This window comes from Acinetobacter sp. Q186-3 (genome assembly GCF_013420655.1).
GTDB classification, from domain to species: Bacteria; Pseudomonadota; Gammaproteobacteria; order Pseudomonadales; family Moraxellaceae; genus Acinetobacter; species Acinetobacter indicus.
This window is the reverse complement of the sequence record NZ_VOXS01000001.1, coordinates 95,768-120,475: the sequence shown is the minus strand read 5'-3', so window position 1 is coordinate 120,475 and position 24,708 is coordinate 95,768. Positions and strand designations below refer to the sequence as shown.

At 45.3% G+C, this 24,708-nt stretch carries 25 protein-coding genes, 1 tRNA gene and 2 pseudogenes; 14 read left to right on the top strand and 14 right to left on the bottom strand.

The annotated features are described in order from the left end of the window. Positions 1-11 precede the first annotated feature (11 nt). Positions 12-704, top strand: coding sequence for a response regulator transcription factor (locus tag FTT64_RS00615; RefSeq protein ID WP_004976968.1), 693 nt, complete (start codon positions 12-14; stop codon positions 702-704). On the opposite strand, the gene FTT64_RS00610 is transcribed toward FTT64_RS00615, so the two are convergent. The 9 genes from FTT64_RS00610 to nudC form a co-directional block, all read right to left on the bottom strand. Continuing rightward, on the bottom strand, positions 701-2,023 hold the full coding sequence (locus FTT64_RS00610; protein ID WP_373685076.1) for a sensor histidine kinase: 1,323 nt from the start codon (positions 2,021-2,023) through the stop codon (positions 701-703). The genes FTT64_RS00615 and FTT64_RS00610 overlap by 4 nt on opposite strands. Before the next feature lie 39 nt (positions 2,024-2,062). Continuing rightward, positions 2,063-3,112: a cyclopropane-fatty-acyl-phospholipid synthase family protein gene (locus FTT64_RS00605; protein ID WP_180181942.1), complete on the bottom strand. Its 1,050-nt coding sequence runs from the start codon at positions 3,110-3,112 to the stop codon at positions 2,063-2,065. 8 nt (positions 3,113-3,120) lie between these two features. Next, positions 3,121-3,900 (bottom strand): DUF1295 domain-containing protein, encoded by a 780-nt coding sequence (locus FTT64_RS00600; RefSeq protein ID WP_180181941.1) that lies wholly within the window; start codon positions 3,898-3,900, stop codon positions 3,121-3,123. Positions 3,901-3,925: 25 nt separating this feature from the next. Then, the gene (locus tag FTT64_RS00595) at positions 3,926-5,122 is read right to left on the bottom strand and encodes a cyclopropane-fatty-acyl-phospholipid synthase family protein (protein WP_180181940.1); all 1,197 of its coding nucleotides are present in this window, start codon (positions 5,120-5,122) and stop codon (positions 3,926-3,928) included. Then, positions 5,119-5,913 (bottom strand): DUF1365 domain-containing protein, encoded by a 795-nt coding sequence (locus FTT64_RS00590; protein WP_180181988.1) that lies wholly within the window; start codon positions 5,911-5,913, stop codon positions 5,119-5,121. Before FTT64_RS00590 ends, FTT64_RS00595 begins: the two co-directional genes overlap by 4 nt. 9 nt (positions 5,914-5,922) lie before the next feature. Next, the gene (locus FTT64_RS00585; RefSeq protein WP_180088388.1) at positions 5,923-7,206 is read right to left on the bottom strand and encodes an NAD(P)/FAD-dependent oxidoreductase; all 1,284 of its coding nucleotides are present in this window, start codon (positions 7,204-7,206) and stop codon (positions 5,923-5,925) included. Further along, a complete protein-coding gene (locus FTT64_RS00580; RefSeq protein WP_180103433.1) occupies positions 7,203-8,189 on the bottom strand; it encodes an acyl-CoA desaturase in 987 nt (328 codons plus the stop codon). Before FTT64_RS00580 ends, FTT64_RS00585 begins: the two co-directional genes overlap by 4 nt. A 137-nt stretch (positions 8,190-8,326) precedes the next feature. Further along, complete coding sequence (locus tag FTT64_RS00575) at positions 8,327-8,875, bottom strand: lipocalin family protein (protein ID WP_136143614.1); 549 nt, start codon at positions 8,873-8,875, stop codon at positions 8,327-8,329. A 227-nt stretch (positions 8,876-9,102) separates the two neighbouring features. Further along, positions 9,103-9,876, bottom strand: coding sequence for an NAD(+) diphosphatase (gene nudC, locus FTT64_RS00570; RefSeq protein ID WP_171324809.1), 774 nt, complete (start codon positions 9,874-9,876; stop codon positions 9,103-9,105). A gap of 380 nt (positions 9,877-10,256) precedes the next feature. On the opposite strand from nudC, the gene FTT64_RS00565 reads away from it, so the two are divergent. Beyond that, entirely contained in the window at positions 10,257-11,780 is a 1,524-nt protein-coding gene (locus FTT64_RS00565; RefSeq protein ID WP_180181939.1) for a cryptochrome/photolyase family protein, read from the top strand. Between the two features lie 3 nt (positions 11,781-11,783). Beyond that, positions 11,784-11,936, top strand: a complete 153-nt coding sequence (locus FTT64_RS00560) for a DUF2256 domain-containing protein (protein ID WP_136143616.1) — start codon at positions 11,784-11,786, stop codon at positions 11,934-11,936. Here FTT64_RS00560 and FTT64_RS00555 read toward each other — a convergent pair. Continuing rightward, on the bottom strand, positions 11,933-12,187 hold the full coding sequence (locus tag FTT64_RS00555) for a TIGR03643 family protein (protein ID WP_004976999.1): 255 nt from the start codon (positions 12,185-12,187) through the stop codon (positions 11,933-11,935). The two genes, FTT64_RS00560 and FTT64_RS00555, sit on opposite strands and share 4 nt — an antisense overlap. A gap of 299 nt (positions 12,188-12,486) precedes the next feature. Between FTT64_RS00555 and FTT64_RS00550 the strand changes: the two are divergent. The 3 genes and pseudogenes from FTT64_RS00550 to FTT64_RS00540 all read left to right on the top strand — a co-directional run. Next, positions 12,487-12,582: pseudogene (locus FTT64_RS00550) on the top strand (IS1 family transposase); the annotation flags it as partial. Positions 12,583-12,808: 226 nt separating this feature from the next. Beyond that, positions 12,809-12,904 (top strand): annotated as a pseudogene (locus tag FTT64_RS14530) (catechol 1,2-dioxygenase); the annotation flags it as partial. Positions 12,905-13,180: 276 nt separating this feature from the next. Then, positions 13,181-14,305: a Fic family protein gene (locus FTT64_RS00540; RefSeq protein WP_180181938.1), complete on the top strand. Its 1,125-nt coding sequence runs from the start codon at positions 13,181-13,183 to the stop codon at positions 14,303-14,305. 90 nt (positions 14,306-14,395) lie between these two features. Here FTT64_RS00540 and FTT64_RS00535 read toward each other — a convergent pair. Next, positions 14,396-14,472: transfer RNA gene (locus FTT64_RS00535), tRNA-Ile, on the bottom strand. A gap of 753 nt (positions 14,473-15,225) precedes the next feature. Between FTT64_RS00535 and FTT64_RS00530 the strand changes: the two genes are divergently transcribed. Both FTT64_RS00530 and FTT64_RS00525 read left to right on the top strand, forming a co-directional pair. Beyond that, positions 15,226-15,792: a 1-acyl-sn-glycerol-3-phosphate acyltransferase gene (locus tag FTT64_RS00530; protein ID WP_005177219.1), complete on the top strand. Its 567-nt coding sequence runs from the start codon at positions 15,226-15,228 to the stop codon at positions 15,790-15,792. 109 nt (positions 15,793-15,901) lie between these two features. Next, entirely contained in the window at positions 15,902-16,651 is a 750-nt protein-coding gene (locus FTT64_RS00525; RefSeq protein WP_180181937.1) for a YebC/PmpR family DNA-binding transcriptional regulator, read from the top strand. A gap of 52 nt (positions 16,652-16,703) precedes the next feature. On the opposite strand, the gene FTT64_RS00520 is transcribed toward FTT64_RS00525, so the two are convergent. Next, positions 16,704-17,174: an Lrp/AsnC family transcriptional regulator gene (locus FTT64_RS00520; RefSeq protein WP_075175482.1), complete on the bottom strand. Its 471-nt coding sequence runs from the start codon at positions 17,172-17,174 to the stop codon at positions 16,704-16,706. Between the two features lie 375 nt (positions 17,175-17,549). Between FTT64_RS00520 and FTT64_RS00515 the strand changes: the two genes are divergently transcribed. Further along, entirely contained in the window at positions 17,550-19,025 is a 1,476-nt protein-coding gene (locus tag FTT64_RS00515; RefSeq protein WP_180181936.1) for a hypothetical protein, read from the top strand. Positions 19,026-19,084: 59 nt separating this feature from the next. On the opposite strand, the gene FTT64_RS00510 is transcribed toward FTT64_RS00515, so the two are convergent. Next, entirely contained in the window at positions 19,085-19,849 is a 765-nt protein-coding gene (locus FTT64_RS00510; RefSeq protein ID WP_005177208.1) for a glutathione S-transferase family protein, read from the bottom strand. Positions 19,850-19,885: 36 nt separating this feature from the next. On the opposite strand from FTT64_RS00510, the gene FTT64_RS00505 reads away from it, so the two are divergent. Further along, positions 19,886-20,149, top strand: coding sequence for a hypothetical protein (locus FTT64_RS00505; protein WP_127799176.1), 264 nt, complete (start codon positions 19,886-19,888; stop codon positions 20,147-20,149). Positions 20,150-20,171: 22 nt separating this feature from the next. Then, positions 20,172-21,263: a redox-regulated ATPase YchF gene (ychF, locus tag FTT64_RS00500; protein ID WP_005177206.1), complete on the top strand. Its 1,092-nt coding sequence runs from the start codon at positions 20,172-20,174 to the stop codon at positions 21,261-21,263. Between the two features lie 354 nt (positions 21,264-21,617). Here ychF and FTT64_RS00495 read toward each other — a convergent pair whose 3' ends face one another. Beyond that, on the bottom strand, positions 21,618-22,112 hold the full coding sequence (locus FTT64_RS00495) for a hypothetical protein (RefSeq protein ID WP_005177204.1): 495 nt from the start codon (positions 22,110-22,112) through the stop codon (positions 21,618-21,620). Between the two features lie 102 nt (positions 22,113-22,214). Between FTT64_RS00495 and FTT64_RS00490 the strand changes: the two genes are divergently transcribed. The 3 genes from FTT64_RS00490 to purT all read left to right on the top strand — a co-directional run bounded on the left by FTT64_RS00490 (position 22,215) and on the right by purT (position 24,706). Continuing rightward, positions 22,215-22,973 carry an AzlC family ABC transporter permease gene (locus tag FTT64_RS00490; protein WP_045795021.1) on the top strand — a complete coding sequence of 253 codons (759 nt, stop codon included), beginning with the start codon at positions 22,215-22,217 and terminating at the stop codon, positions 22,971-22,973. Beyond that, a complete protein-coding gene (gene ygaH, locus FTT64_RS00485) occupies positions 22,963-23,310 on the top strand; it encodes an L-valine transporter subunit YgaH (protein ID WP_104472645.1) in 348 nt (115 codons plus the stop codon). Before FTT64_RS00490 ends, ygaH begins: the two co-directional genes overlap by 11 nt. A gap of 190 nt (positions 23,311-23,500) precedes the next feature. Continuing rightward, positions 23,501-24,706: a formate-dependent phosphoribosylglycinamide formyltransferase gene (gene purT / locus FTT64_RS00480; RefSeq protein WP_373685920.1), complete on the top strand. Its 1,206-nt coding sequence runs from the start codon at positions 23,501-23,503 to the stop codon at positions 24,704-24,706. Positions 24,707-24,708 lie beyond the last annotated feature (2 nt).

Genomic DNA, 24,708 nt, shown 5'->3' with positions numbered 1-24,708 from the left:
TGTCTGCCGCTATGTCGAAACATTTTATCCTGATGGTTGAAGACCATTATGAACTGGCCTCTACCCTATGTGAGTTTCTGGAAGAACATGGCTTTGTGGTCGATCATGCTCGCAATCTGAGTGCTGCTAGACAATTACTGAAACAGCAACGCTACCATATCTTACTACTAGACATTAATTTGCCTGATGGTTCTGGTTATGAACTGTGCGAGTGGTTACGCAATGAAGAGGGGTTAGACTTACCTGTCTTGATGCTTACCGCTCGGGATACCTTGGATGATAAACTCAAAGGCTTCAATTCCGGCACGGATGATTATCTGGTCAAGCCTTTCGATTTTAACGAGCTGGTGGTTCGGGTGAAGGCCCTGATCAAACGCTCCCTGGGTGAAGTATCCAACAGTCGTCTGCAAATTCATGACCTAATTTTGGACCCCGCAACACAGCAGCTAACTCGAGCTGGGCAGAACATTGAATTGCCTCCAATTCAGTTTAAACTTTTGAAACTATTGATGCGTCATTCTCCTAAAGTACTGACCAAACAGGAAATTATGATGCAGCTTTGGGGTGACGAAGAGCCAGAAAGTGATGCTCTGCGCAGTCATATCTATAATTTACGCAAAATGGTCGATAAACCCTTTGAACAAAAGCTGATTCACACCATATCTGGGATTGGTTTAAAAATTGCTTTCGAAGATGAAGCCTAATTTAGGTACACAACGACAATCAGTCCAGTGGTCATTGCCAGGTCAACATTCTGATGAGTGCCAAGATAATATTGCCTGTCAAACAGCTCCACACGCCAACCTAGCTGTTTGCATAGCTTTTGCACCAATTGCAATCCAATGCCATGCCCTTTGATTTCCAGTTGTAGCTGCTGGCCAGACAGTTCCTGAACCTTAGAATTGTTAGGTAAAGGCATGCCGACCCCATTGTCAGCAATCAGCACTTTATTTTTTTCCAGAATCACATCAATTTCTGTGCCCTGTGAATAGTTCAGCGCATTGCGCAGAATATTACCAAACACCATTTTGGTCATGGATGGATAAAGTTTACGCGGCTGTTCATCGAGGTCTTTTTGCAGGTCAATCTGCATGCCTTTGTTATGACTGACACTCTCTAGATCCTGCACCAGATTGTCCAGACATTCTGAAAGCATGGTCGGTTCAGCAGTTAAAGTGTTGGTGGTATTGCGGGCAATGGCCAGCAAGGTATCGACCAGCAGCTGCATGTCTTCAATGGTGTTATGCAGGCGGGTAAAGGACTTGTTGTCGCCATAGCGTGCCTGACACAGCTGCACATTGCCTTTTAAAATGGTCAGTGGCGTGCGCAGCTCATGGCTAACATCTCCGGTAAATTCACGCTCACGCTGAATAAATTCGCTTAATACCTGATGATATTTTTCCAGCGCCTGCTTGAGGTATTCAGCTTCCAGATTGGAGTCGGTGCGGATGTCCTGAAAAGGCGAAGCCTGATTTTTCTGATGTTCCCAGTCGATATGTTCCAGCGCATTGGCCAACCGGGTAATCGGGGAAAAATAACGTCGGGCCCGACGGTTCCACCACCACAATACGCTATATAGCACAAACAGGCTGACCATCAGCGGTGCCAGACCAAACAGCCAGACCAGCTTGTTGACGTTGCTTTCGCCAAACACCAGCAGCACATGCTGTCCGTCTTTTTCACCATACACGGTCATGCGCTCCTTGCCATCGACAAAATGCCGGTTCACCCCTTGCTCAAGCTGTATGTGGCGAAATTGGACTGGCGGTACATCGCTCCAGCGATAACCATACAAGTTTTTAGTGTCGGGCAGTTCAGCAGCCGGATTACGTTCCAGCCGCTGCCAGTAGTGTGACATTTCCTGTTCTAGCGCAGTTCTGAGCAGGGAACCTTTGATTACCCAAGCACTACAGCCAATCCCGATTACCACAGACAGGGCAATGAATCCGATTTGCAGCCAGTAATAGCGGTTAAACACCTCACCCAGAGGATGATCGTGTTTGTCCCTGAACAGCTTTAACATTGGTGCATTCCCCGCTGGCCCATCCGATTCGCCGTTCAATTATACGGTTTTCTTTTTAAACAGAAAGTGACCGATTACCCATTCACGTCCATGCTCATAACCGAACAGCTCGGCACAGGCCATAAAGAAAATCCGCCAGCGTTGCCACCAGATTGCGGCATCCGCGCCATAAGTTTTTTCAAACAAGGGCTTTAGCTCGGCCTGTTTAGCATCCATATTTTCTAGCCAAGCATTTGCGGTACGTTCATACTGCGTACCCGCCCATTGCCAGTGCTGCTCTAATTGCAAATGCTGCTGGAAATGTAGAAAGGTCGACGCTGCTGGCATCAGTCCGCCACTAAAGAAATATCTCGACATCCAGTCGAATTCATTTTTTACTTCAAACGGATAATGTAGGAAACGGTGACAGAAAATATGGCACCAGAGCAGACCATCCGCTTTCAGCCAGCTGCTGATATTTTCAAACAGTTTCTGGTAGTTGCGCACATGTTCAAACATTTCCACCGAAACCACGCGGTCAAAGGACGCGGGTTCCAGTTGCAGCACATTGACGTCGCAGGTGATCACCATAAGGTTCTGCAGCTTTTTCAGACGCGCCTGTTCCTGAATATACTGGCGCTGGGTCGAGGAATTCGACACCACCGTGATACGGGCTTTGGGATAATGCTCGGCCATATACAGACTCAACGATCCCCAGCCACAGCCAATTTCCAGAATATCCTGTCCATCTTTTAACTGTGCACGCTGGCAATAGCTGGCAAGTGCCGCTTCTTCCGCCTGATCCAGCGTGGTATGAGTGTGTTCAAACAGGCTAGCGCTGTATTTCAGACGCTTGCCCAGCACCGCCTGGAAAAATGCGGTGGGCAGTTCATAGTGCTGTTCATTGGCCTTGTCGGTCTCGATGGCAATCTCGCTATTTTTCAGCATATGCAGCACATCCATATAGCGCCGAGCTGCCAGTGCTGGGTCAAAGCGTCCTTCTTGTGCCAGACGTTTTTTGCTTAGGCTGCGAATGCCCGCGCGAATCACCGAATCGGGCAGCTTGCCGCTTTCGACCAGTTTTAAAGATTGTTGAATCATAAAGTCCATGTATTTACCTACTGTTTGGGTGGCCACGGAATAAATATTGAAGTTCGTCGTTGATAGTCTTTATAGTTGTCGCCGCGATGTGCCAGCGCCTGTTGTTCACTAAAGGGAATCCCAGTGATGTAGTACAGAAACAGCCACATCAGCAGCGGATAAATCCATAATCCATAGGCACCTGCTGCCAGACCAAGGACCGGATAGGCAAACCAGTGCAGCCATTCAAAGAAATAATTCGGATGGCGCGAATATTTCCACAAACCCTGATCCATGGTTTTACCTTGATTCTGTAGATCTAGCTTAAAACGGTAAAGTTGCTGGTCAGCGGTACTCTCACCGATCAGCGCCAGCAACATGATCATGCCCGCCACAATCACAGTGACCAAAGTCCAGTCATTCCATTGCTCGGTCGAGATACTTAACAACTTCAGCATTGGGTAAGAAAACAGTAGAGCCAAACCTGCCTGAAATATAAAAAACATTAGAAAACCAAGATGCTGATAATCCCCCATCGCTCGGCGCATGTTGGCATAACGCGTGTCTTCTTGGGTTTCACTGGCATAGCGCCGTAACAGATGCCAAGTCAGCCGTGAAAACCAGATCCCACTCGCCAGTCCCAGAAATAAGCGAACCAACATCGGTGCACTGTCAATCGCCCAAGCGGCAATAATCACATTGAGGGTAATACTGAAACTCCAAGCGACATCGACCAGCCCTGCTCTGTGGTTATAGGTCACCAACACCCAGCTACAGAGCATGATAAAGACATTCAGCATCAGTAAATTCAGCAGCATTTCGGCACTCCTGTTTTATCTTGGCTTAGTAGGCACTGGCTTCGAACAGCAGATGTACATCACTGATCACGCCTTCGCGGAAGCCACCTTCGCAATAACACAGATAAAAATCCCACATGCGGATAAAACGCTCATCAAAACCAAGCCCAAGTACCTGATCATGCTGCTGCAAGAAACGCTGACGCCAACAGTACAAGGTCTGAGCATAGCTCTGGCCGATATCTTCCAAATGTTTGAGTCGCAGTTTTTGTTCGGAAGCGGTCTGGGTCATGACACTGATACAGGGAATAAAACTGCCCGGGAAAATATAACGCTTAATATAATCCACCGTATTTAAAGCTTTAACATAGCGTGCATCTTCAATGGTAATCGCCTGTATCAAGGCTAGACCATTCGGCTTAAGGAGCTCGCGGCATTTTTGGAAATAAGTTGGTAAATATTGCTCACCCACTGCTTCAATCATTTCAATCGACACAAGCTTGTCGTATTTGCCTTCTAGTAAACGGTAGTCCTGAAGCTGTACAGACACCCGATGAGACAGCCCTGCTTCAGCAACTCGGGCTACAGCCTCATCATATTGTGCCTGGGAAATGGTAATGGTGGTCACCTTACAGCCATAATGCTGAGCCGCATAAATGGCAAAGCCTCCCCAGCCGCTGCCAATTTCAACCAAATGGTCCATCGGTTGCAATTGAAGTTTTTGGCAGATCAGTTCTTTTTTATAATCTGAAGCTTGTTCCAAGCTCATACAAGGGTCTTTAAACACCGCACTGGAATACATCATGCTGGAATCTAAGAACAATTTAAAAAAATCATTGCTCAAGTCATAATGCTCAGCAATATTCTGACGACTGCCATCAATCGAATTCTTGCGGGATTTATACCAAGCCTTGAGTACCAGCTGGCTAGCTTTTGCCACCACATTTTGATTCATCCGATCAAGCACATCACGATTACGCGCTAGAATACGAATTACATCGACCAGATCTTCACTGCTCCAGTAGCCACGGATAAAACCTTCGGCAGCACCCAGTACACCATTACGGAACAGCAGATCCATCAGACGAACATCATGCACCTGTATCACCGCCTGTAAATCGCTATTTTCCCCGACAGCCCCGTTCCAGACGCCTTTAAAAATCAGCTGACCATGGCGTAATTTCAGCAGGTGGCGCAGTACCACCGGCAGTGTGCTTTGCTCTCCCATGAATAGTGTCTTCATCGCAATGTGTTTCCTTTTTCTTTTTTAGGATGTCGGTAAAATGGAACTTTCTTTTTCCATAAACGAAAGGCGTGCAGATAAATTCCGCTGACCATCCTGAAGGGTTCAAGAACTTTCAGTACAGCATAGCGATGCTGCTGTGAAGGAACCGTGATGGCCTGCAAGGAAAATTTCAGGGTGGCATCGAATTGCAAGATTCCCTGCTCAAACAGCTGCATATAAATCACGTTCTGCCGATCCGAAAAGCTGAAGCGCCAGCGATAATCCAGCCCCATCGGCATGAACGGCGACACATGAAAGGCCTTTTTAAAGTCAAACTGGTGACTCTGGTACGGCGCATATTCGTCTGCATTGTTCTGGCAGTCGTGAATGTAGACCTGTCGTTCATTCCACGGTGTGTTGGTGATTTCACTCAGCACAAAGAGCAATTGGTCGGTGGCACCAAAGACCAGATAAAATACTACGGAATTGAAACGGAAACCTAGTGTGCGCGGTAAAGCCAGCACCCGGATGGAAGCGGCATGCGGTAACAGATAGTTTTCCCGCTTGATCAGCAGGCGTGCAATCTTCTGCCGAATCGAGCCACATTCCATAGTCAGAAAATCGCGCTCATCTAGGGTCAGGAAATTCCAGCGTTTAGATGACCACAGCCAGGATTTTCGGGTAAACGTCGTGAGTTGATCTGGATCAAACCATAGATAGCTCAGCTGGGTTTTAAAAGCATGTGCTTGGGGCAAATAACGTCGATGCCGGATTTCAGCAGTGGCGATCGCCAGTGGATACATCTGCATCATGCGCTCCTAGGCTGCCTGTTCGGCCTGTTTTAATAGCTGATCGATTACCCATGATGCGCTACGCGCCCCATCCTCATGAAAGCCCCAGCCCCAGTAAGCGCCGCAATATGAAGTGCGGTTTTGGCCGTTGACCTCGGCCCAGCGTTGCTGTGCTTCAATCGCTGGGGCATCAAACACGGGATGACGGTAATGTCGTTCTACCCAGACTTTTTTAGGATTCAGGGCAAAATTAGGATTCAGGGTGGCAAAGACCTGGGTTTTGCAGTTCAGGTTCTGCAACTGGTTCATCCAGTAGCTAAAGCCATAATGTGTGCCACTGTGTTGGAATGGCGTCTGTTCAGTGACCTGAGTCGGCGTGACGTGTACATGCCAGCTGGCCCACTGGCGACGGGATTTGGGCATGATAGAGGTATCGGAATGTACAACCATGCGGTTATCCTGATAGCGGAACTTGCCGAGCACATCCAGTTCCTGTGCAGACGGGTCTTTCAGCAGTTTCAGGCTGTCATCGGCGTGGCTGGCGAAAATCACCCAGTCAAAACGCTCACTGCCCTGTTGAGTTTCAATCAGCACATCATTGGCACTGCGAGACACCTGATGCACAGCAGTTTTACGGAACGTGATATTGCACTGGGCCTGAATGGCACGGACGTAGCGAGCTGATCCACCCTTGACCGTCAGCCATAAAGGACGGTCTTTGAGCTGCAACATGCGATGATGCTGGAAAAAGCTCACCACAAACTTATACGGAATCTGTCCGGCCTGTTCCACCGGGCAGGACCACAGCGCCCCGCACATCGGATAGAGATGTTCCTGACGGAAGGCTTCGGAATAGCCATGCCGATCCAGATACTCATCAATACTGAGCTGTGCATCGACCTGTTCCACATCCAGATCTTTATTGGCCGCATAGAAACGGAACAGATCCGACAACATCGCGCGAAAATTTGCATTAAAAAAGTTTTGAGGTCTAAACAACAGGGATAATTTTTTTGACGGATTGTATTGCAAGCCGCTGACCTGATTATTCACAGAAAAGCCCATGTCACTGCTTTGCGATTGAATCCCAAGTTCTTTGAGCATGGCGCAGAACAGCGGATAGTTATGCTCATTAAATACAATAAAGCCACTGTCTACAGCAACCTGTTCACCATCGATATTCAGCTGATGGGTATCGGTATGACCACCAAAGTAGTTATTCTTTTCAAAGACTGTGACTTCATGCGCTTTGCTGAGTTTCCAGGCAGCGTACAGACCGGAAATACCTGAACCAATAATTGCAATTTTCATGGTGATTCCTTTGAATGAATAGTCGGAGTGCCGGTCTTGACAGCTTTTATCTGTTTTCGAGCCCGGGCAATTTTACTGACATCATAGACACGTGCCGGAATGGGCTTGAGTCCCCAGACCAGCCCGAGCCAGGACATGAGTTTCAGCAGGTAATAGGTCACATCAATCTGCCACCAGTAAAAACCCTGCCGGGTACTGCCGGCATAATAATGGTGATTGTTGTGCCAGCCTTCGCCTAAGGTAATGATGGACAAGAATAAGTTGTTACGGCTGTGATCTTCAGTGTCAAAATCTCGGCTGCCATAATGATGCGCCAGTGAATTGATACACAAGGTGGCATGGATCAGTAACACGGTAGACACGACAAAGCCCCACACTAGCAATTGCAGGCCTGATGTACCAAGTTGCGGCCAGGTGATGGCCACCCACTCCCCGAGTGCATAAATTCCTCCCGCGGTCAGCAGCACCACAATTAAACTGAAGCGGTCCAGCCAGATCAGTTCCGGATATTTCAGCCAGTCCTTGATCACTTCTTTACGCGTGGCAAAATTATATTCATTTAAAAACCAGCCGACATGGCTGTACCAAAAACCATGTGTTGAGGAGTGTGGATCTTGTAATGTATCGGTATAGCGGTGGTGATAACGGTGATGGGCCGCCCACCATAGCGGACCACGCTGTGCACTCATAGTTCCAATTAACACAAACAGGAATTGCACCAGACGCGAAGTCTGAAAAGTTTTATGTGACAGATAGCGATGAAAAAAGGCCGTAATGGAAAACATGCGGATTAGGTAGAATGCGAGCATGAAACCCAGTGCAAACCACGATACCCCCACCCAGAATACTGCCAGACAGGCCAGATGCAGTAGAATAAAGGGTAAAATTCTGAACCACTGAATTTTACTATTTTCAGCGGTCAGCGTTTCAGGCGATGTGTGTATGGACCAGCTGTCTATCCATCGCATCAGGCTTTTCAACATGGACTCATCCTACTTTTAAGCGGTTGTCTTTATTCTATTTGATGAGTCTAATCAGTCAGATATGAATTTTATGTGAAGTGAAATAAAAAAAAGCCGAACTGTAGAGAGACTAATGAGTTCGGCAAAAGGGTAACAGATTAATGCGGCAATTTGATCAGTTTTGTAACGTCGTAGCCATAATATTTTGCTGTATCCAGATAGGACTCATAGGTGGCTTCATCCAGTTGCGGTTCGCGCGATAAAATCCACAGGTATTTGGTACTCGGTCCACCGACCAGCGCCACTTTATATTCCGGATCCACGCGTAATACCCAGTAATGCCCTTTGGTAAACGGAATCCATCTTAAACCTGGCGGCAAAAAGCTGACCTTCAGTTTGCTGTTGCCCTGATTTTGCGGATAGGCTACCCCTTCAGAGCTGATCATTTCACCATTTTCAATCCGGCAGCTATTTAAGACGCCCATGGTCTGATCGGCATTGACAGTGTATTGTGCCGAGATATCCGAGACACATTTACGCTGAAAATACATCGGTAAATGCGCAATTTCATACCATTTACCCGCATACTGCCGGATATCCACCTGATCGACTGCCTGAGGGGCAACCGTTTCAGCTCGGGCAGTAAAGCTTAAGCTGATGATGGCCAGCGCTGTAACTGCGAAAACCGACTTGAATAGCATCTTCATTTTTAAGCCTTATTTGATTTTAGTAATAGCATAACCCAGATGGATGTGAACAAATCGTGAAGATTAGATGCTGCGATTCAGTTTTTGTTGAGATGCCATTCGTTTATCCGCTAAAAAATAATTAAGTCTTCAACATTAGAAAATTCAGGTTCTCGGGAATTACACCGATCGAAAATAAACCTCCTGATTCTTTTCTTAATTTAAGCAGTCAAACCAGACTAGTTAATTCAAAGCCATTCTTTGCTGTCATCGGCAACAGGTGTGCCATGCATCACATGCTGAATCATGGCATAGGCGATACTGCCCTTGAACGGAATCTCGGGTAACTGATCAAACTTAAAAAACTGCGCATCGCTGAGTTCATTTTCCTGAATCTGAATCTCGCCTGCATGATATTCTGCCCTGAAGGCCATCATCAAATTGCTGGGAAACGGCCACGGCTGACTGGCTAGATATTGAATATTTTTGATTTGTAGTCCCACTTCTTCCATCGTCTCACGGCGTACCGCCTCCTCCAGGGTTTCGCCCACTTCGACAAATCCGGCAATCAGGCTGTACATCTGGGTTTTGTTACGAGCATTTTTTGCCAGCAGAATTTCATCTGTACCTCGGGTAATGATAGTGATCACACAAGGATTCACACGCGGATACTGGTTATAACCACAGGATGGGCAGACCATAGCATAGTGACTGACGTGCTGCTGGGTCGGGTGGCCACATTTACTGCAAAAGCGGTGATTACGGCGCCACTCTAGCAACTGCACAGCGCGACTGGCTTGTTCAAACTGTGGCCTGCTCCAGACCTGCACCAATTGCCGGATCGGGACTAGTTGATAGCCTTCAGGTACTAATTCATTTTCTTTTAGATCCCGTGCAATAACCTGGCCATTTTCCGACAGATCCAAGTCGTGCTGCAGTCTTGCTACCAGCGGCAACTGAAAATGCTCATCCACCATTAATTGCTGCTGTCTAAAAATATACGCTTTTGAATGCATGCTCATGACATCCACTGATTAAAAAAAATCCCATACATTGGGGTGTATGGGACAAAACTAAGGAAGCTTACATAGAGTAACTTCTCTTTAGATACTAAGCGCACGCTGCCTGAATTACAACCATAATAATTTGTATCTTTTTGATTAAAATCACATAATTTTCACAACATTTATGTCTTCAGGAATAATGCGAAGCGAGTTTCATTAACTGGCTGTAGCATTATAGAGATGGACACTCTGTTATTGTAGCAATCATGATTCCTGTGCAATGTCAGCAAATCAGGTCGGGCTGAATTGACTGAACATGCGGACTGATCTGTATTTTCACAAAAAATTGAACTGTCTGGCTTTACACTAGACTATCTTTGATCGGGTCTGGAAAGGCTATGCGTTTCGGTTTAATTTTAGGTGACCAGCTTCATCATCAGCTCGCTACGCTTAAAGCGCTAGACAGTACCCAGGATGTGATCCTGATGGCCGAAGTGGTTGAGGAAGCGACTTATGTCGCCCATCATCCGCAGAAAATTGCCCTGATTTTTAGCGCGATGCGGCATTTTGCCAAAGAGCTCAAAGCGGAAGGCTGGCGTGTACGTTACCATGCTTTTCAGTCCGGCAGTCCGATTCGTAGCCTGCTGGATTTCGTACAGGCACAGCAACTGCTGTTCCCCGTCAAAGAACTGGTAATGACCCGATGCGGGGAATACCGCCTGCAGCAGCAGATTGAACAGCACTGGAGCCAGCAGTTGCAACTGCCAGTACACTGTCTGGATGATGATCGTTTTTTCTGTAGCCCGGAGCAGTTCCGGCACTGGGCCAGCCGCTACCAGACGTTGCGCATGGAATATTTTTACCGGGAAATGCGTAAACAGACCGGTTATTTGATGCAGGGACAGCAGCCGCTTGGACAACAGTGGAACTATGACAGCGCCAATCGCAAGGCATGGTCAGGCACTCCACCATTGCCTCCAACACTTCATTTTGAACGCGATCAGATTGATCTGGATGTAATGCAACTGGCTGAGCGCGAGTTTCCACTTCACGCTGGCAGCCTTGACAACTTCCGCTGGGCCACTACACGTAGCAATGCTCTGCTTGCACTGGAGCATTTCATTACCCACAGTTTGCCGCATTTTGGAGATTATCAGGATGCCATGGCTCAGGGTGCAGACATGCTGTTTCACAGCCTGCTCTCGCCTTATCTAAATTGTGGTCTGTTACTGCCCAAAGAAGTTTGTGATGCGGCAGAAGCTGCCTACCATGAAGGTCATGCACCACTGAATGCAGTGGAAGGTTTTATCAGGCAGATCCTCGGCTGGCGCGAATATGTCCGCGGAGTTTACTGGCTGTACATGCCGGAGTATGCCAGCCGCAATGCGCTGCAGTACTCAACCCCTTTGCCACAATTTTACTGGACTGGCCGCACTCAGATGAAGTGCATGGCTGAGTGCTTCCGTAATACTTTTCAGCATGCGTATGCACATCATATTCAGCGTTTGATGGTGACTGGAAATTTTGCCTTATTAACTGGTATAGATCCGAAGCAGATCAGTGAGTGGTATCTGGCAGTATATGCCGACGCCTATGAATGGGTAGAACTACCGAACACCTTGGGCATGGTGATGCATGCCGATGGCGGCTTGATGGCCAGCAAACCCTATGGGGCTTCGGGCAATTATATCCATAAGATGTCGGATTACTGCAAGCACTGTAGCTACAATGTCAAAACCCGTACCGAACCGGACAGCTGTCCTTTCAACAGCCTGTACTGGTATTTCATGATCCGGCATGAAGCGACATTCCGTACTCATCCACGTATGGGCATGATCTATCGACAGCTGGACAAGCTTAAAGATCGGCCGCAGATCATCAGCCATGCCCAGCAACTTCTTAGCCAGATTGATGAGTTATAAACCATGAAAAAACAGCATCTTCCTGAAAAAATCTGTATGTACTGTTTGCGTCCTTTTACTTGGCGCAAAAAATGGCAACGCTGCTGGGAGGAAGTCAGATACTGTTCTGAACGATGTAAACGTGAGTCCAGACAGCGGTCAAAATCAAACGCTTAGAAACGCTTGTATTGCCGTGAACAATAGGCCCGTATCACGTCGGGTGAACGCAGTTGCAGATGTTTAGTTTTTCGGCCGGTGACGCGTTCACGCCACATTTTAAAACTCGATGCTTTCATATTTTGCCGCATCAAGCGGATCACCGCCGCTTCATTTAAACCATACTCACATAAAATAGCTTCAAAAGGAGTTCGATCTTCCCAAGCCATTTCTATAATTCTGGATAAGTCCTCTTCAGAAAATTGATTCATACTATTCTCGTTTTTAATCATCATGAAGCGTCAATAAGCTTTATCGACTTTAATATGACTAAAACAATAACAGTACAATCATGAATTTTTTGTGATTTTTTTGAGAGCGTTCAAAACTCTGTATCAGCCGAATTGGCTAGAGCTTAATTATATCATCGAGCGTGCCTTGCAAGGGCTTTGTTGCATAAAGCTGAACCGTACCGGGTTTATGGGAGAGTCAATATTCTGAGAGACTATCCCGATGACAAAATTAAAATATACCCCTGAAATTAGAGAAAGATCGGTTCAATTATTGATTGGGGCTTAGGAGAAGTTGCAACTTTTTTAAAAAGCTCGAAAATCATTTTAAAGCCTTTGATTTGACTTTCTTTTACCTTAATAACGGATTTGTTTAACGCCAGCATACTTTTTGAAACACCACCTAATTATTTAAAACCACATTCCTTAAATATACCTTTTAAGTATTTAAAGATACCAAAAAAAGACTAGATAGGGCTATAACATTTAATTAAGGTATATATAAACGGATATATAATTTAAGAATCAATGCAGTCTTAACTCATACAACGATTGAGTAATTATGAAGTAGACCAGCATTATGGCAACATGAAGGAGATAGCCATGACAGCCGCAAATGTTAAAATTTTTAACACGGAAGAAGTACAAAATTTTATAAATCTACTCAGTGGTCTTGAGCAAGAGGGTGGTAATCCGCGTAAGCTTTGTTGCATAAATATGTAAGCATCTGATTTAAATAAATTTAATTTTGGATCAAAAAATAATCAAAACCTTTAAAATCATATAGTTATGAAATCTTTGTGCAACAAAGCCAATTGAAACTGAAAGATTATACTGTCACTGATAATTACTGAATCAATTTTATGTATCCATCATAAATCAAAATGAGCTGTTTATTATAATTATTTGACTCACAATTTGAGCCGAATATACACTATATTCTCATCACATTATTCAAGTAGAAGAGTAATCATTATGTATGATGATTGGATATGGAAACAAATTAACTGGACAGCCTTCACATGGGATGACTATAAGATCCTCCCTCTAACGAGACACATCCATCAAAAGGTCGGTATTTTACTCGGACAAAGTCAACATAATCCTGAAAAAGAACACTTAACATTGGATAACTTAATTGCCAATCTTGTTTCCTCTTCTGCTATTGAAAATGAGACTCTCAATGTCTACTCATTACGATCATCTTTAGCAAAACGCTTAGGTGTATCTCTAGAACAGCCTTATCCAAGCTCTGAACGTTCTGATGGATTGGCAGATATTATGTTCGATGCACTGAATAACTTTAACCAAGATTTGACGATTGAAAGATTATTCCAGTGGCACCAATGGCTCTTTAATGAAACTGATTGGACAATGCAACGGATTCGTGTTGGTCAGCTACGTGGACATGAGCCAATGCAAGTGGTTTCTGGTCGTATTGAGTATCCAACTGTACATTTTGAAGCCCCACCACGAATTGGGCTAGAGCAGCGACTTAATGAATTTATTGAATGGTTTAATGCAAGTAAATCCAATCATTTGCTTGATCCAATTATTCGAGCAGGTATTACTCATCTGTGGTTCGTAACTCTCCATCCTTTTGACGATGGTAACGGACGTATAACACGAACACTAACCGACCTTGCCTTAGCGCAAATGGATCAACAAAGTATCCGATTATACGCAATGTCACCTGTTATTTTGAATAAGCGAAAAAGCTATTACGAGGTACTTGAAGCCACGCAAAAAGGTGATTCTAATATCACTGAATGGCTAGTTTGGTTTTTAGAAGCTCTTAATGAAAGTCTAGAGCAAACTTTAAAACGTATTAACAGAACACTCTTTAAAAGTAATTTTTGGAAAAAATACTCTGAAACTGACTTCCATGAAGGACAACGTAAAGTCTTAAACAGACTGCTAGATGGTGGTGAAAATGGCTTTGAACATGGTATCAGTGCAGCACAATATCAAAAAGTTGCGAAAGTCAGTAAAGCTACAGCCACTCGCCATCTTACTGATTTATTAGAAAAAGGCTGTATTGTGAAATTAGAAGGTGGTGGGCGCAATACCAGATATCAAATTCATGCTTCATTGAATTAAATATTGATTTAAGCTGCCTACCATTTGCTTACCAGCTTGCAAAAACAAAAAAACCACTTACGATTAGTACACGTAAGTGGTTGTTTTATATGGTGGGCCCAGACAGACTTGAACTGTCGACCAACGGATTATGAGTCCGCTGCTCTAACCAACTGAGCTATAGGCCCTTTTCACTGAAATTGTTATATATCAACAAGTTCAGGCGCCATGAATACTATCGAAGATTTTTTTAAAATACAAGCCCTTTCAAAATCGCTTGTACAGTAAGACAACAGTTAACCAGAAGCTCAAAAATTAGCAGGAAATTGCACAACATCATCTCATCAAGCATTGCACTGAAACTGCGCTCACATCATGAGAGGTAAATTCGAAATTTATTTTTTTTAAGATAAAAAAGCAATAAATCAATAAAAAATTATACTTTTTTGAAATAACTTTATATCGTGAGTACAAAAACTTATAAAGTATTCGTATTGCTGAAATTTTAAACTCTTTTTGAGTTCAGTGACTTTTCTTTGCGCGATTCGAACACAAGTTCAGCAATAGACCAAAGCACAATCACCATTAAAATGAGCGAAGCAACAATTAGTGCGGTCAAATATGTCATTTTGCTATTCCTGTTGAGGTTAAGCCTAAAGTTGGACATTGGCCTGAACTACGACCTATCTACGACAAAAGTCTAATGCTTAAATTATCTACTGAATAGCTTTTTTTTCACTTTTTTAATAGTAATTTTCTATATACTCATTTATTTTAAGTCTTAATAACTTTTAATTTATATCTAAAAACAATAAGTTGTTAGATTATATTCTGCGGCTAAACAGGTCTTTATTTTTTCTGCACAGTTGCACAAATTAACCCTTGACTCTAAAGCCGAACAAGCACAAATTATGCGCTTTCGTTTGTTTTACTCTGTACCCATGTTAAAAAAATTTATTGGCGAAGCTGCATTTAAAGTTGCCGGATGGAGCTATAACGTCGAACCTGATATTCTGGAAGATAAACAGGTCATTATTGGTTTTGAGCATACCTCGATGCTTGATGCAGTGCTATCACTGGCCATCTTCCAAATTTTCGACATGAAAATTCATACCTTAATCAAGAAAGAATTATTCAAAGGTCCACTTAAACCGGTACTTGAAGCCGTGGGCGGTATTGCGGTTGATCGTAAAGCCAATCAGGACATCGTGGGACAAATGGTGGAGCTGTTCCAGCGCAATGAAAAATTCAATCTGGTGATTGCTCCTGAAGCGACCCGTGCCAAAAATGGTGAAGCACGTAAGCCAATTCGTACCGGTTTCTGGCATATTGCCAAAGCCGCCAATGTGCCGATTGTGCTGATGTATGCCAACTCTAAAACCAAGCAAGGCGGGATTTTTGGTAAAATTTATCCAACCGACCTGGCGCATGATCTCGCGCTGATCAAACAGCTCTATAAAGAAAACACCGGATTGGATATTATTATTCCAGACGTGAAAACAGCGTAAATTTTTCAGTTAAAACTTAAAACCCTGCCCTTTTTTCAGAAAAAGGGCTTATGGTAGAATCTGTGCAATTCGATCGGCATACAGCCAATCTACAAGGAGCATATTTCGCATGGCGGGTCATTCCAAGTGGGCCAATATCAAGCATCGTAAAGCCAAACAAGATGCTAGTCGTGGTAAGTTGTTTACCAAATACATTCGTGAACTGACAACTGCTGCTAAACTCGGCGGTCCGGATGCAGGGAGCAACCCTCGCTTACGTGCTGTAGTCGAAAAAGCATTATCAGTCAACATGACACGTGATGTGATTAACCGTGCGATTCAACGTGGTGCTGGCGGTGAAGATAACGATGACTTAAAAGAAGTCACCTATGAAGGTTATGGTGTCGGCGGTGTGGCCGTGATTGTAGAAACCATGACCGACAACTTAAACCGTACCGTACCAGACGTCCGTCACTGCTTCTCTAAAACCGATGGTAACTTAGGCACCAACGGTTCAGTGTCCTTCTTATTCACCAAACGTGGTGAAATTACGTTTGAAGATGTGTCTTTAGAAGATCAGATCATGGACGTGGCATTAGAAGCCGGGGCAGAAGATATTGAAGTGTCTGAAGATGAAATTCTGGTGATTACCACTCCAGAAACATTTGGTACCGTTCAGGATGCTTTAGCCGCAGCAGGTTTAAAATCTGACAACGCTGAAGTGGTGATGAGCCCATCAACCAAAGCTGAAATCACCGACATCGACCAGGCTAAAAAAATCATGAAGATGATTGATATGCTTGAAGATCTAGATGATGTTCAGAACGTTTATACCAACGTTGAATTCTCTGATGACGTTTTAGCTGCCTTAGATGCTTAAAACTTACAGATAAAAAACGCGCTCATCTGGCGCGTTTTTTATTTCTTAGAAATTAAACTTTATTGAGCAAATTCGAGCAGTTTAAAACATTATATTCTTTAATCACGAAGCTCGAATGCAGCGCCACCACATGGTCGATTTTACCAATGCGTTTGAGTAAAATGTCACTGTAGTTTTCCATATCCCGCGCAATCACTTCTACAATAAAGTCAGCGGTTTGCCCGGTCACCAAAAAGGCATTAATCACTTCGGGAATATTTTCCAGTTCTTCCAGAAACTTGGCAAAGGTATCGGTATCATGTTTACTCAGCGACACCTGCAACAGGACATGCAGACTAAAGCCGAGTTTCTGGTAATTAATTTCCCGTTTTAAACCTGAAATAATATTATGATCAATCAGGCTTTTAATCCGGCGATGCACCGAACTCACCGACAAATTCACCCGCTCCGACAATTCATTTAAATTGACATCTTCATGACTTAAAATTTCAAGAATATGCTTATCAAAGCGATCCAGTTCCATTTTTATACTCTTTTTAACAGGCAATGACACTTTATAATTTTAGCCGAATCAGCCCCACAACAATATTTATTTCTCATTATTTTTTCATCTATTGAAATTTTTTTTCAAGATATGATGGGCTGACACAACTGAAGCATAACGGATCAGGCATCTGCCATTTATCTTGATCTTTTAAAAACAGATAAACGGTTAGCTTCAATAAACCGCTGTTTTCTCAAATATTTCCTTCTCTCTGCTGCGTTAAAATTGCCTTCTCTGCCCAAATACAGCTAATTCCAGAACGTTCATCTTTTACAAGTGTATACAAATAGATTAAAAAAAGATGCGTTTCAACACCAGCAAAACAAAAACATAAGAACACAAGGAATCGTCTTCATGGCTTTTAAATCTTTCAGTTTGCTGAAAAGCAAGCTCAGCCCGGTTTTAACTGTCGAAACCCAAACCAGCAGCTTTTTCAGTGGCATCAGCTCGACCTTGTCGAACTGGTTTGGACAACTCACCAGCCCCTCTACCCCAACCCTCGACAGCTTATTGCAAAGTCTGTTGTCTGGAAACAGCCTGGACAGTAGCAGTCTTAGCAATTTAATCAGCCAGTTTACAGGAAGTAATAGCGGCAGTTTGGATATTTCTAGCCTGATTAATCAACTGACCCAAGCCAATGGGGGCAGTTTTGATCTGGGCTCAATTAGCAATTTAATCGGTGGTCTGATTGGCGGTGATACTGCTGATCTGGATTTTGAAGCCATCAGCCAGCTGATTGGTGGCTTGATTGGCGGTAATACGGGCGACCTGGATATTGGTACCATTGCTGACCTGGTCGGTGGTCTCATCGGCGGTGGTGCCGGCGACTTTGATATTGGCGCAATCGTAGAACTGGTGAGCGGCCTGATGGGTGGTGGTTCGGATGATCTCGACATCGCAGCGATTACTGAATTGGTTGGTGGTTTAATTGGCGGCGATGCCGGCGACTTTGATATCGACGCGATTGCCGGATTAGTCAGTGGATTAATCGGTGGTGGTTCGGGTGATCTCGACATTTCAGCCATTGCTGACCTGGTCGGTGGTTTAATTGGCGGCGGTGCTGGTGATATTGATATCGGTGCAATTGCCGGATTAGTCAGCGGATTAATCGGTGGTAGTTCAGGCGATATCGACATCGCAGCGATTGCTGAGCTTGTCGGTGGTCTCATCGGTGGTGGCACTAGCGATATTGATATCGGTGCAATTGCCGGATTAGTCAGCGGATTAATTGGTGGTGGTTCAGGTGATCTCGACATTGCAGCCATTGCTGACCTGGTCGGTGGTCTCATCGGCGGTGGCGCCGGCGACTTTGATATTGGTGCAATTTCAGAACTGGTCGGTGGCTTAATCGGTGGTAATACGGGTGAAATTAACCTTGAAACGATTTCTGAACTGTTTGAAGGACTCATCGGCAATAACACCGGTGATCTGAACCTTGAAACACTGACCCAGTTATTTGAAGGCTTAACAGGTGGCAGCAGTGAGTTTGACTTAAGTGCCTTACTTGGCGGTCTCCCAGACATCGGCAGTGGTTTTGATTTAGGTGGCTTACTGGAAGGTCTGACTGACGGTGGCACAGACTTTGACCTAGGCAATCTTACTGACAGCTTGGGCGATGCATTTGGTTCAACTGACTTTAATCTGGAAGATCTGTTACAAGGCGCCAGTACAGGAGCAGACAGCAGTCTGAGTCTGGACAACCTGTTACCTGAACTTCAAGAAGCTCTGCAATCGACCAGTACAGAAAGCAGTAGCAGCAACTTTGACCTGCTCAGCCTTGCGCCGCAACTGCCTGCAATTGATCTGGATTCATCTACCCCATTCATTTAATGGATTTGATAAAGTCATAAAAATACACGCTACAGGCGCGTATTTTTTATGGTTGCCGTTTAGATACCGCGCCAGTCCACACGGGCATGACGCTCGGTCTGATAAATTCTCAGTACATATTGCCCTAAAGGTAAATCACTGAGTTCCTGTTTAAATTGCAGGAATTGTTCGGACAAGGTTTCGCCCTGCTCTTTTTCCCACGGTGTATCCTGAATTTCCAGAATCGGAGCCAGCATGGAACAGACCGCAATATCCGCCAGGCCTAAACGCTCACCGACAAAATATGCGCCGCCATTGGCTATCAGACGCTGGTTTAATTCGGCTATTAAACGGCGCATTTCCCGTTCCGATTCATCAACCTTGTCCTGATCCAGCTGATAGCCTTTGGAAATCAGCATCTTCATAATCGGTTTGGAGTATTTTTCAAATTGACGTAAATAACCTTTTTCACCAATCAGCAAATCTAAAGGCTGCTCACTTTCAGATAAAGTATGTGCCAAGCCCCAGCGACGAACGTGGTAACCCAGAGTCGAGGCCAACTGGTCAATCTCCAGTGCTTCATTGCGCTGCGTCGGGTCTGGGCGTAATAAGGTATGCTCCGGATACACCTCATCTAAATACAGGGCAATTTGGGTACTGTCCGCAATCCATTGATCCTGATCGCGTAAAATCGGCAGCTTGTTTTGTCCGGTTTTTAGCTTGGCAAAAGCCCGGTGCACGCCCGGAATTAAATTCTGCGCGTTATAATCCAGTTCCTTATGATCCAGCAGCCAGCGCGCTTTTTCACAAAAATGAGATAAAGGAAACTGGTACAAAATACGCATATCTTCTCCGTCAATTTTTATTTTTTGTTCAATAATTTGAACAGCCAACATCCATTGGCTACTTTAGTCATACTGCTGCTGAAAAACAATGCGCTTTTTATTCAAAAATCGCCGGTATTCGGCCAAACGCTTCATCAAGCGTATTTAGGTCAGGCTATCCTGTTTAAAAATCAACAAAGATACGGCACGCATTACCCACCATCCGCAGCACATATTTCAGAAATATGCTTTTTCAACAAACATCCCCGCCATGACCTGACTTTATGCTGGCTTTCATGTAAAATCAGCGACAATTTTTGAATAACACTTTGTGAGTCATTTCATGGGTTTTAATTGTGGTATTGTAGGTCTGCCTAACGTTGGTAAATCGACTCTTTTCAACGCCTTAACCAAAGCTGCAATTGCTGCTGAAAACTTCCCGTTCTGTACCATTGAGCCAAACACCGGTATTGTGCCGGTGCCGGATGCGCGTTTAGACAAACTGGCGGCCATTGTAAACCCACAACGTGTCCTGCCGACCACCATGGAATTTGTGGATATCGCCGGTCTGGTTGCAGGTGCTTCAAAAGGTGAAGGTCTGGGTAACCAGTTCCTGGCCAACATCCGTGAAACTGACGCGATTGCTCACGTGGTGCGTTGTTTTGAAGATGAAAACGTCATTCACGTCAATGGTAAAATTGACCCGCTGGACGATATTGCCACCATCAACACTGAACTTGCGCTGGCCGACTTAGAAACGGTATCGAAAGCCGTGACCCGTTTAACCAAAACAGCCAAAGGCGGCGACAAAGAAGCAGTTGCGACCAAAGCCGTGCTGGAAAAAATCCTGCCATTACTGGATGAAGGCAAACCGGCACGTGCAGCCAATCTGGACGATGACGAACGTAAACTGATTCGTGGTTTTGGTTTATTAACCTTAAAACCCACCATGTATATTGCCAACGTGGCGGAAGATGGCTTTGAAAACAACCCGCATTTAGATGCAGTACGTGAACTGGCAGCAGCTGAAAATGCGATTGTAGTACCACTCTGCAACCAGATTGAAGCCGAAATTTCATTATTAGAAGATGATGAACGTGCTGAATTCTTAGAAGCGATGGGTATGGAAGAACCTGGCCTGAACGTGGTCATCCGTGCAGGTTATGGCTTACTCGGCCTACAAACTTACTTCACTGCCGGTGTGCAGGAAGTACGTGCCTGGACGGTGAAAGTCGGTGCAACCGCTCCACAAGCAGCAGGTGTGATTCACACTGACTTCGAAAAAGGCTTTATCCGTGCTGAATGTGTGGCCTATGATGACTTCGTACAATACAATGGCGAAGCTGGTGCCAAAGAAGCAGGTAAATGGCGTTTAGAAGGTAAAACTTACATCGTACAAGACGGTGATGTTTTACACTTCCGTTTTAACGTGTAATCGCCTGATATCAGTGAAAAACCCTCAAATATTTGAGGGTTTTTTTATACTCTTTTTTTTGAAGAGCAATCTTTGGCTCACCACAGTTTAAGCAAGAAAATTAATCAATCAGCGAACCGATCTTGATGTCTTCTTTGATTTACTGAGATGTTATTGAATTCCCTAAGCTTTCCAGTTCTCGAAAGCGCTTGATTTCAGTGCACTCAAGCGCACCATAACCGTTCAGCACCGTGAAAGATGCGCCAATATCTTGCAGACTAATTGTGTAATGTAATCGCTATTCTGATTGCAAAGATCAATTTAATACGGCGGCGCCATTAAAAAAGCGGAGCCAGAACTCCGCTTATTGATGCTTCAGGATGCTGTCGCAATCGCATTGCCTTTTTGTTTGGGATCGGTATTGCCCAGTTCCGGATGGGCAATCGCATCGGCACATTGCTGTTTATCGCGTTCATAATCGGCCTGTTTCTGGCTTACCGTTGCGCTACTTTCCAAAGTGGCACGCGCCCAGATTTCCAGACTGGTGAGTGCTTTACGGCATAAGGCATATTTTCCTTCGGTGACTGAATCGGTCATTTTGACGTTAATGCGCCATTCGGTGCTTAACTGGCGCGCCGGTTTGCGTACATTATCTTCAATTAAATTGCGCTGTTTGCGATAAACATAAGGTTCCACCTCATTCATCAGCTTCCAGGCCGCTTCTGCATACGCCGTTGCATCATTGGTCAGTTTCGGTGCAGGTTTAATTTCCGGCTTTTCACCGGACTGATCGCCCCCACAGGCCTGTAATAACAGGCTACTGCCCAGTACAGTTGCAACCACAAATTGACGTGTTTTGAACATCCACATATCTGGCTCGCTTCAACAAACATTTCGGCACTATGCTAGTGAATTCGGGTACAATACACAATCATCATTTGACTCCTTGTTCAACTCTCCTTCAGGTGTGTCGTGTCTGAACACAAAACGCTTTCCACACAGCCAGCCGGTTTTTGGCAAGGCGCTAAAGATAGCCAAGCCATTATTTTTACTTATCTCCCCGTTTCTTTTGCATTTGGCGTTTCGGCGACCCAATTCGGTTTTAGCGCCTGGGAAGCCCTGTTTTTATCCTGCACCATGTATGCCGGTGCCAGCCAGTTTCTGGTGGTGGCCCTGTTAGGCAGCGGCACCTCCATCTGGATGACCGCCCTGACTGTCATTGCACTGGATATTCGCCATCTGCTCTATGGCCCGGCCCTAACCAACCTGATTCAGGACCGGCTCAATTTAAAGAAAACCGCGATCTGGGCCTGGGGCCTGACCGATGAAGTCTTTGCTTCCGGCATGATCAAGCTGTCGCAGCGCCGGCAACAATGGTCGGAATCCTGGATGCTGGGTTTAAGTCTGTTTAGCTGGATGTCATGGGCGCTCGGTTCTTTACTGGGCGGTCTGTTTGCCGATCAGGTCAGTAAGCTGCCGCAGTTTTTACAAGCCGCACTGGATTTCCTGTTACCGGCCCTGTTCCTGAGTTTCCTGCTGGCCGCCTTTGAGAAAAAACATACCTTTGTGGTCAGTGTGACTTTGGTGGTATCAGCTATCGCCTGCTATTTCATTGACCTGTCCGCTGCCATCTTTATTGGTATTTTATCGGGCATTTTTGCAGGTCTGTTCAAACACTATGTCTTAAAACAACCGGATGATGCATACGCAGGAGGCTCACATGAATCTTGAAATTATTCTGGTCGGGATTGTGGTCGGCATCGCCAATTTTGCTTCACGCTTTGGACCGTTTTTTGTGATTCAGAAGTTTCAGCAGGACTCACAAAAACGGGGTGCCCTCTGGCTAAAGATTGCTTTGGGTTCAATTGGTATTGCCGCAATCAGTTCAATGCTGGTGGTCGCGACCTTGCCACCGTTACTGGAAACGCCCAATAAAAGTTTTGCCATGCTGGTCGGATTTATAGTGCTGGCCGGGCTGTATTTTAAATACAAGAAAATTGTACCGGCCACCTTGACTGCGGCCGTGACCTATGGCCTGATTTATACCTATATTCCATTTTCCTTCTAGGTTTTGACTTCAACACCAGACCCATTGACGCAGTGCTGCAGTTGTGCTGCGTTTTCAACACTGTATTTCCTCTTGCCCACTGCGTCTAAAAATTGTTGGACAAAATCACGATTTTCTCCGAATCGGCACTAACATCGCGGTGCAGTTCTGCTATGCTAAAAGCCCATAAAATCAAGCATGGATGAATTACATGAGCGTGACGATTGGTACTCCTCTTCAAGCTTCGGCATTTAAAGTATTGCTATTGGGTTCAGGAGAATTGGGGAAAGAGGTGGTGATTTCTTTACAGCGTTTAGGTGTAGAAGTGCATGCCGCCGACCGATATGATCATGCCCCTGCCATGCAAGTGGCGCATCATGCCCATACCATTAATATGGCCGATCCTAACGCACTGAAACAGCTGATTGCTCAGGTGCAACCGCATCTGATTGTGCCGGAAATTGAAGCCATTGCCACAGAAGTGCTGCTGGATATTGAAGCGCAAAACGTTGCTACCGTGATTCCATCAGCCAAAGCAGTCAATCTGACCATGAACCGCGAAGGCATCCGCCGTTTAGCTGCAGAAGAACTGGGACTGCCAACCTCTGCCTACCGTTTTGCCGACTCGCTGGAAAGCTTCCGTGCAGCCTGTGATGATATTGGCTATCCAAACTTTGTGAAGCCGGTGATGTCCTCCTCAGGCAAAGGCCAATCCCGGGTAAAAAGCTTTGATGAAGTCGATGCCGCCTGGGACTATGCGCAAACCGGTGGCCGTGTGAATCAGGGCACCGTGATTGTTGAATCGCAGATTGATTTTGATTTTGAAATTACCCTACTCACGGTACGCTCTAAACATCCAGAAACTGGTGAAATTGAAACCTCATTCTGCGACCCGATTGGCCATTGTCAGGATGCCGGTGATTATGTCGAAAGCTGGCAGCCACAACCAATGAGCAGCCAGGCCTTAGCAGAAGCCAAACGTATTGCCCACAAGGTTACCAGCGCACTTGGCGGCTGCGGTATTTTTGGGGTAGAACTGTTTGTCAAAGGCGATCAAGTGTGGTTTAGTGAAGTGTCACCTCGTCCACACGATACCGGTTTAGTCACGTTGGCTTCACAATACCAGAGTGAATTCGAATTACATGCCCGTGCGATTCTCGGCTTGCCAGTGAACACGGCGCGTCATAGTGTGGCTGCCAGTGCAGTGATTTATGCCGGTGTGGATGACCAGAACCTGTCATTTTCTGGCTTGAATCTTGCTTTAGCTCACCCGGATACTGATTTACGTCTGTTTGGCAAACCGGAAGGCTTCAAGCGTCGCCGCATGGGTGTGGCCACCGCCCGCGCAGAAACCACTGAGCAGGCACGTGAGCTGGCTTACGCTACTGCACAAAACGTCAGTGTCAATCAAAACTAGTC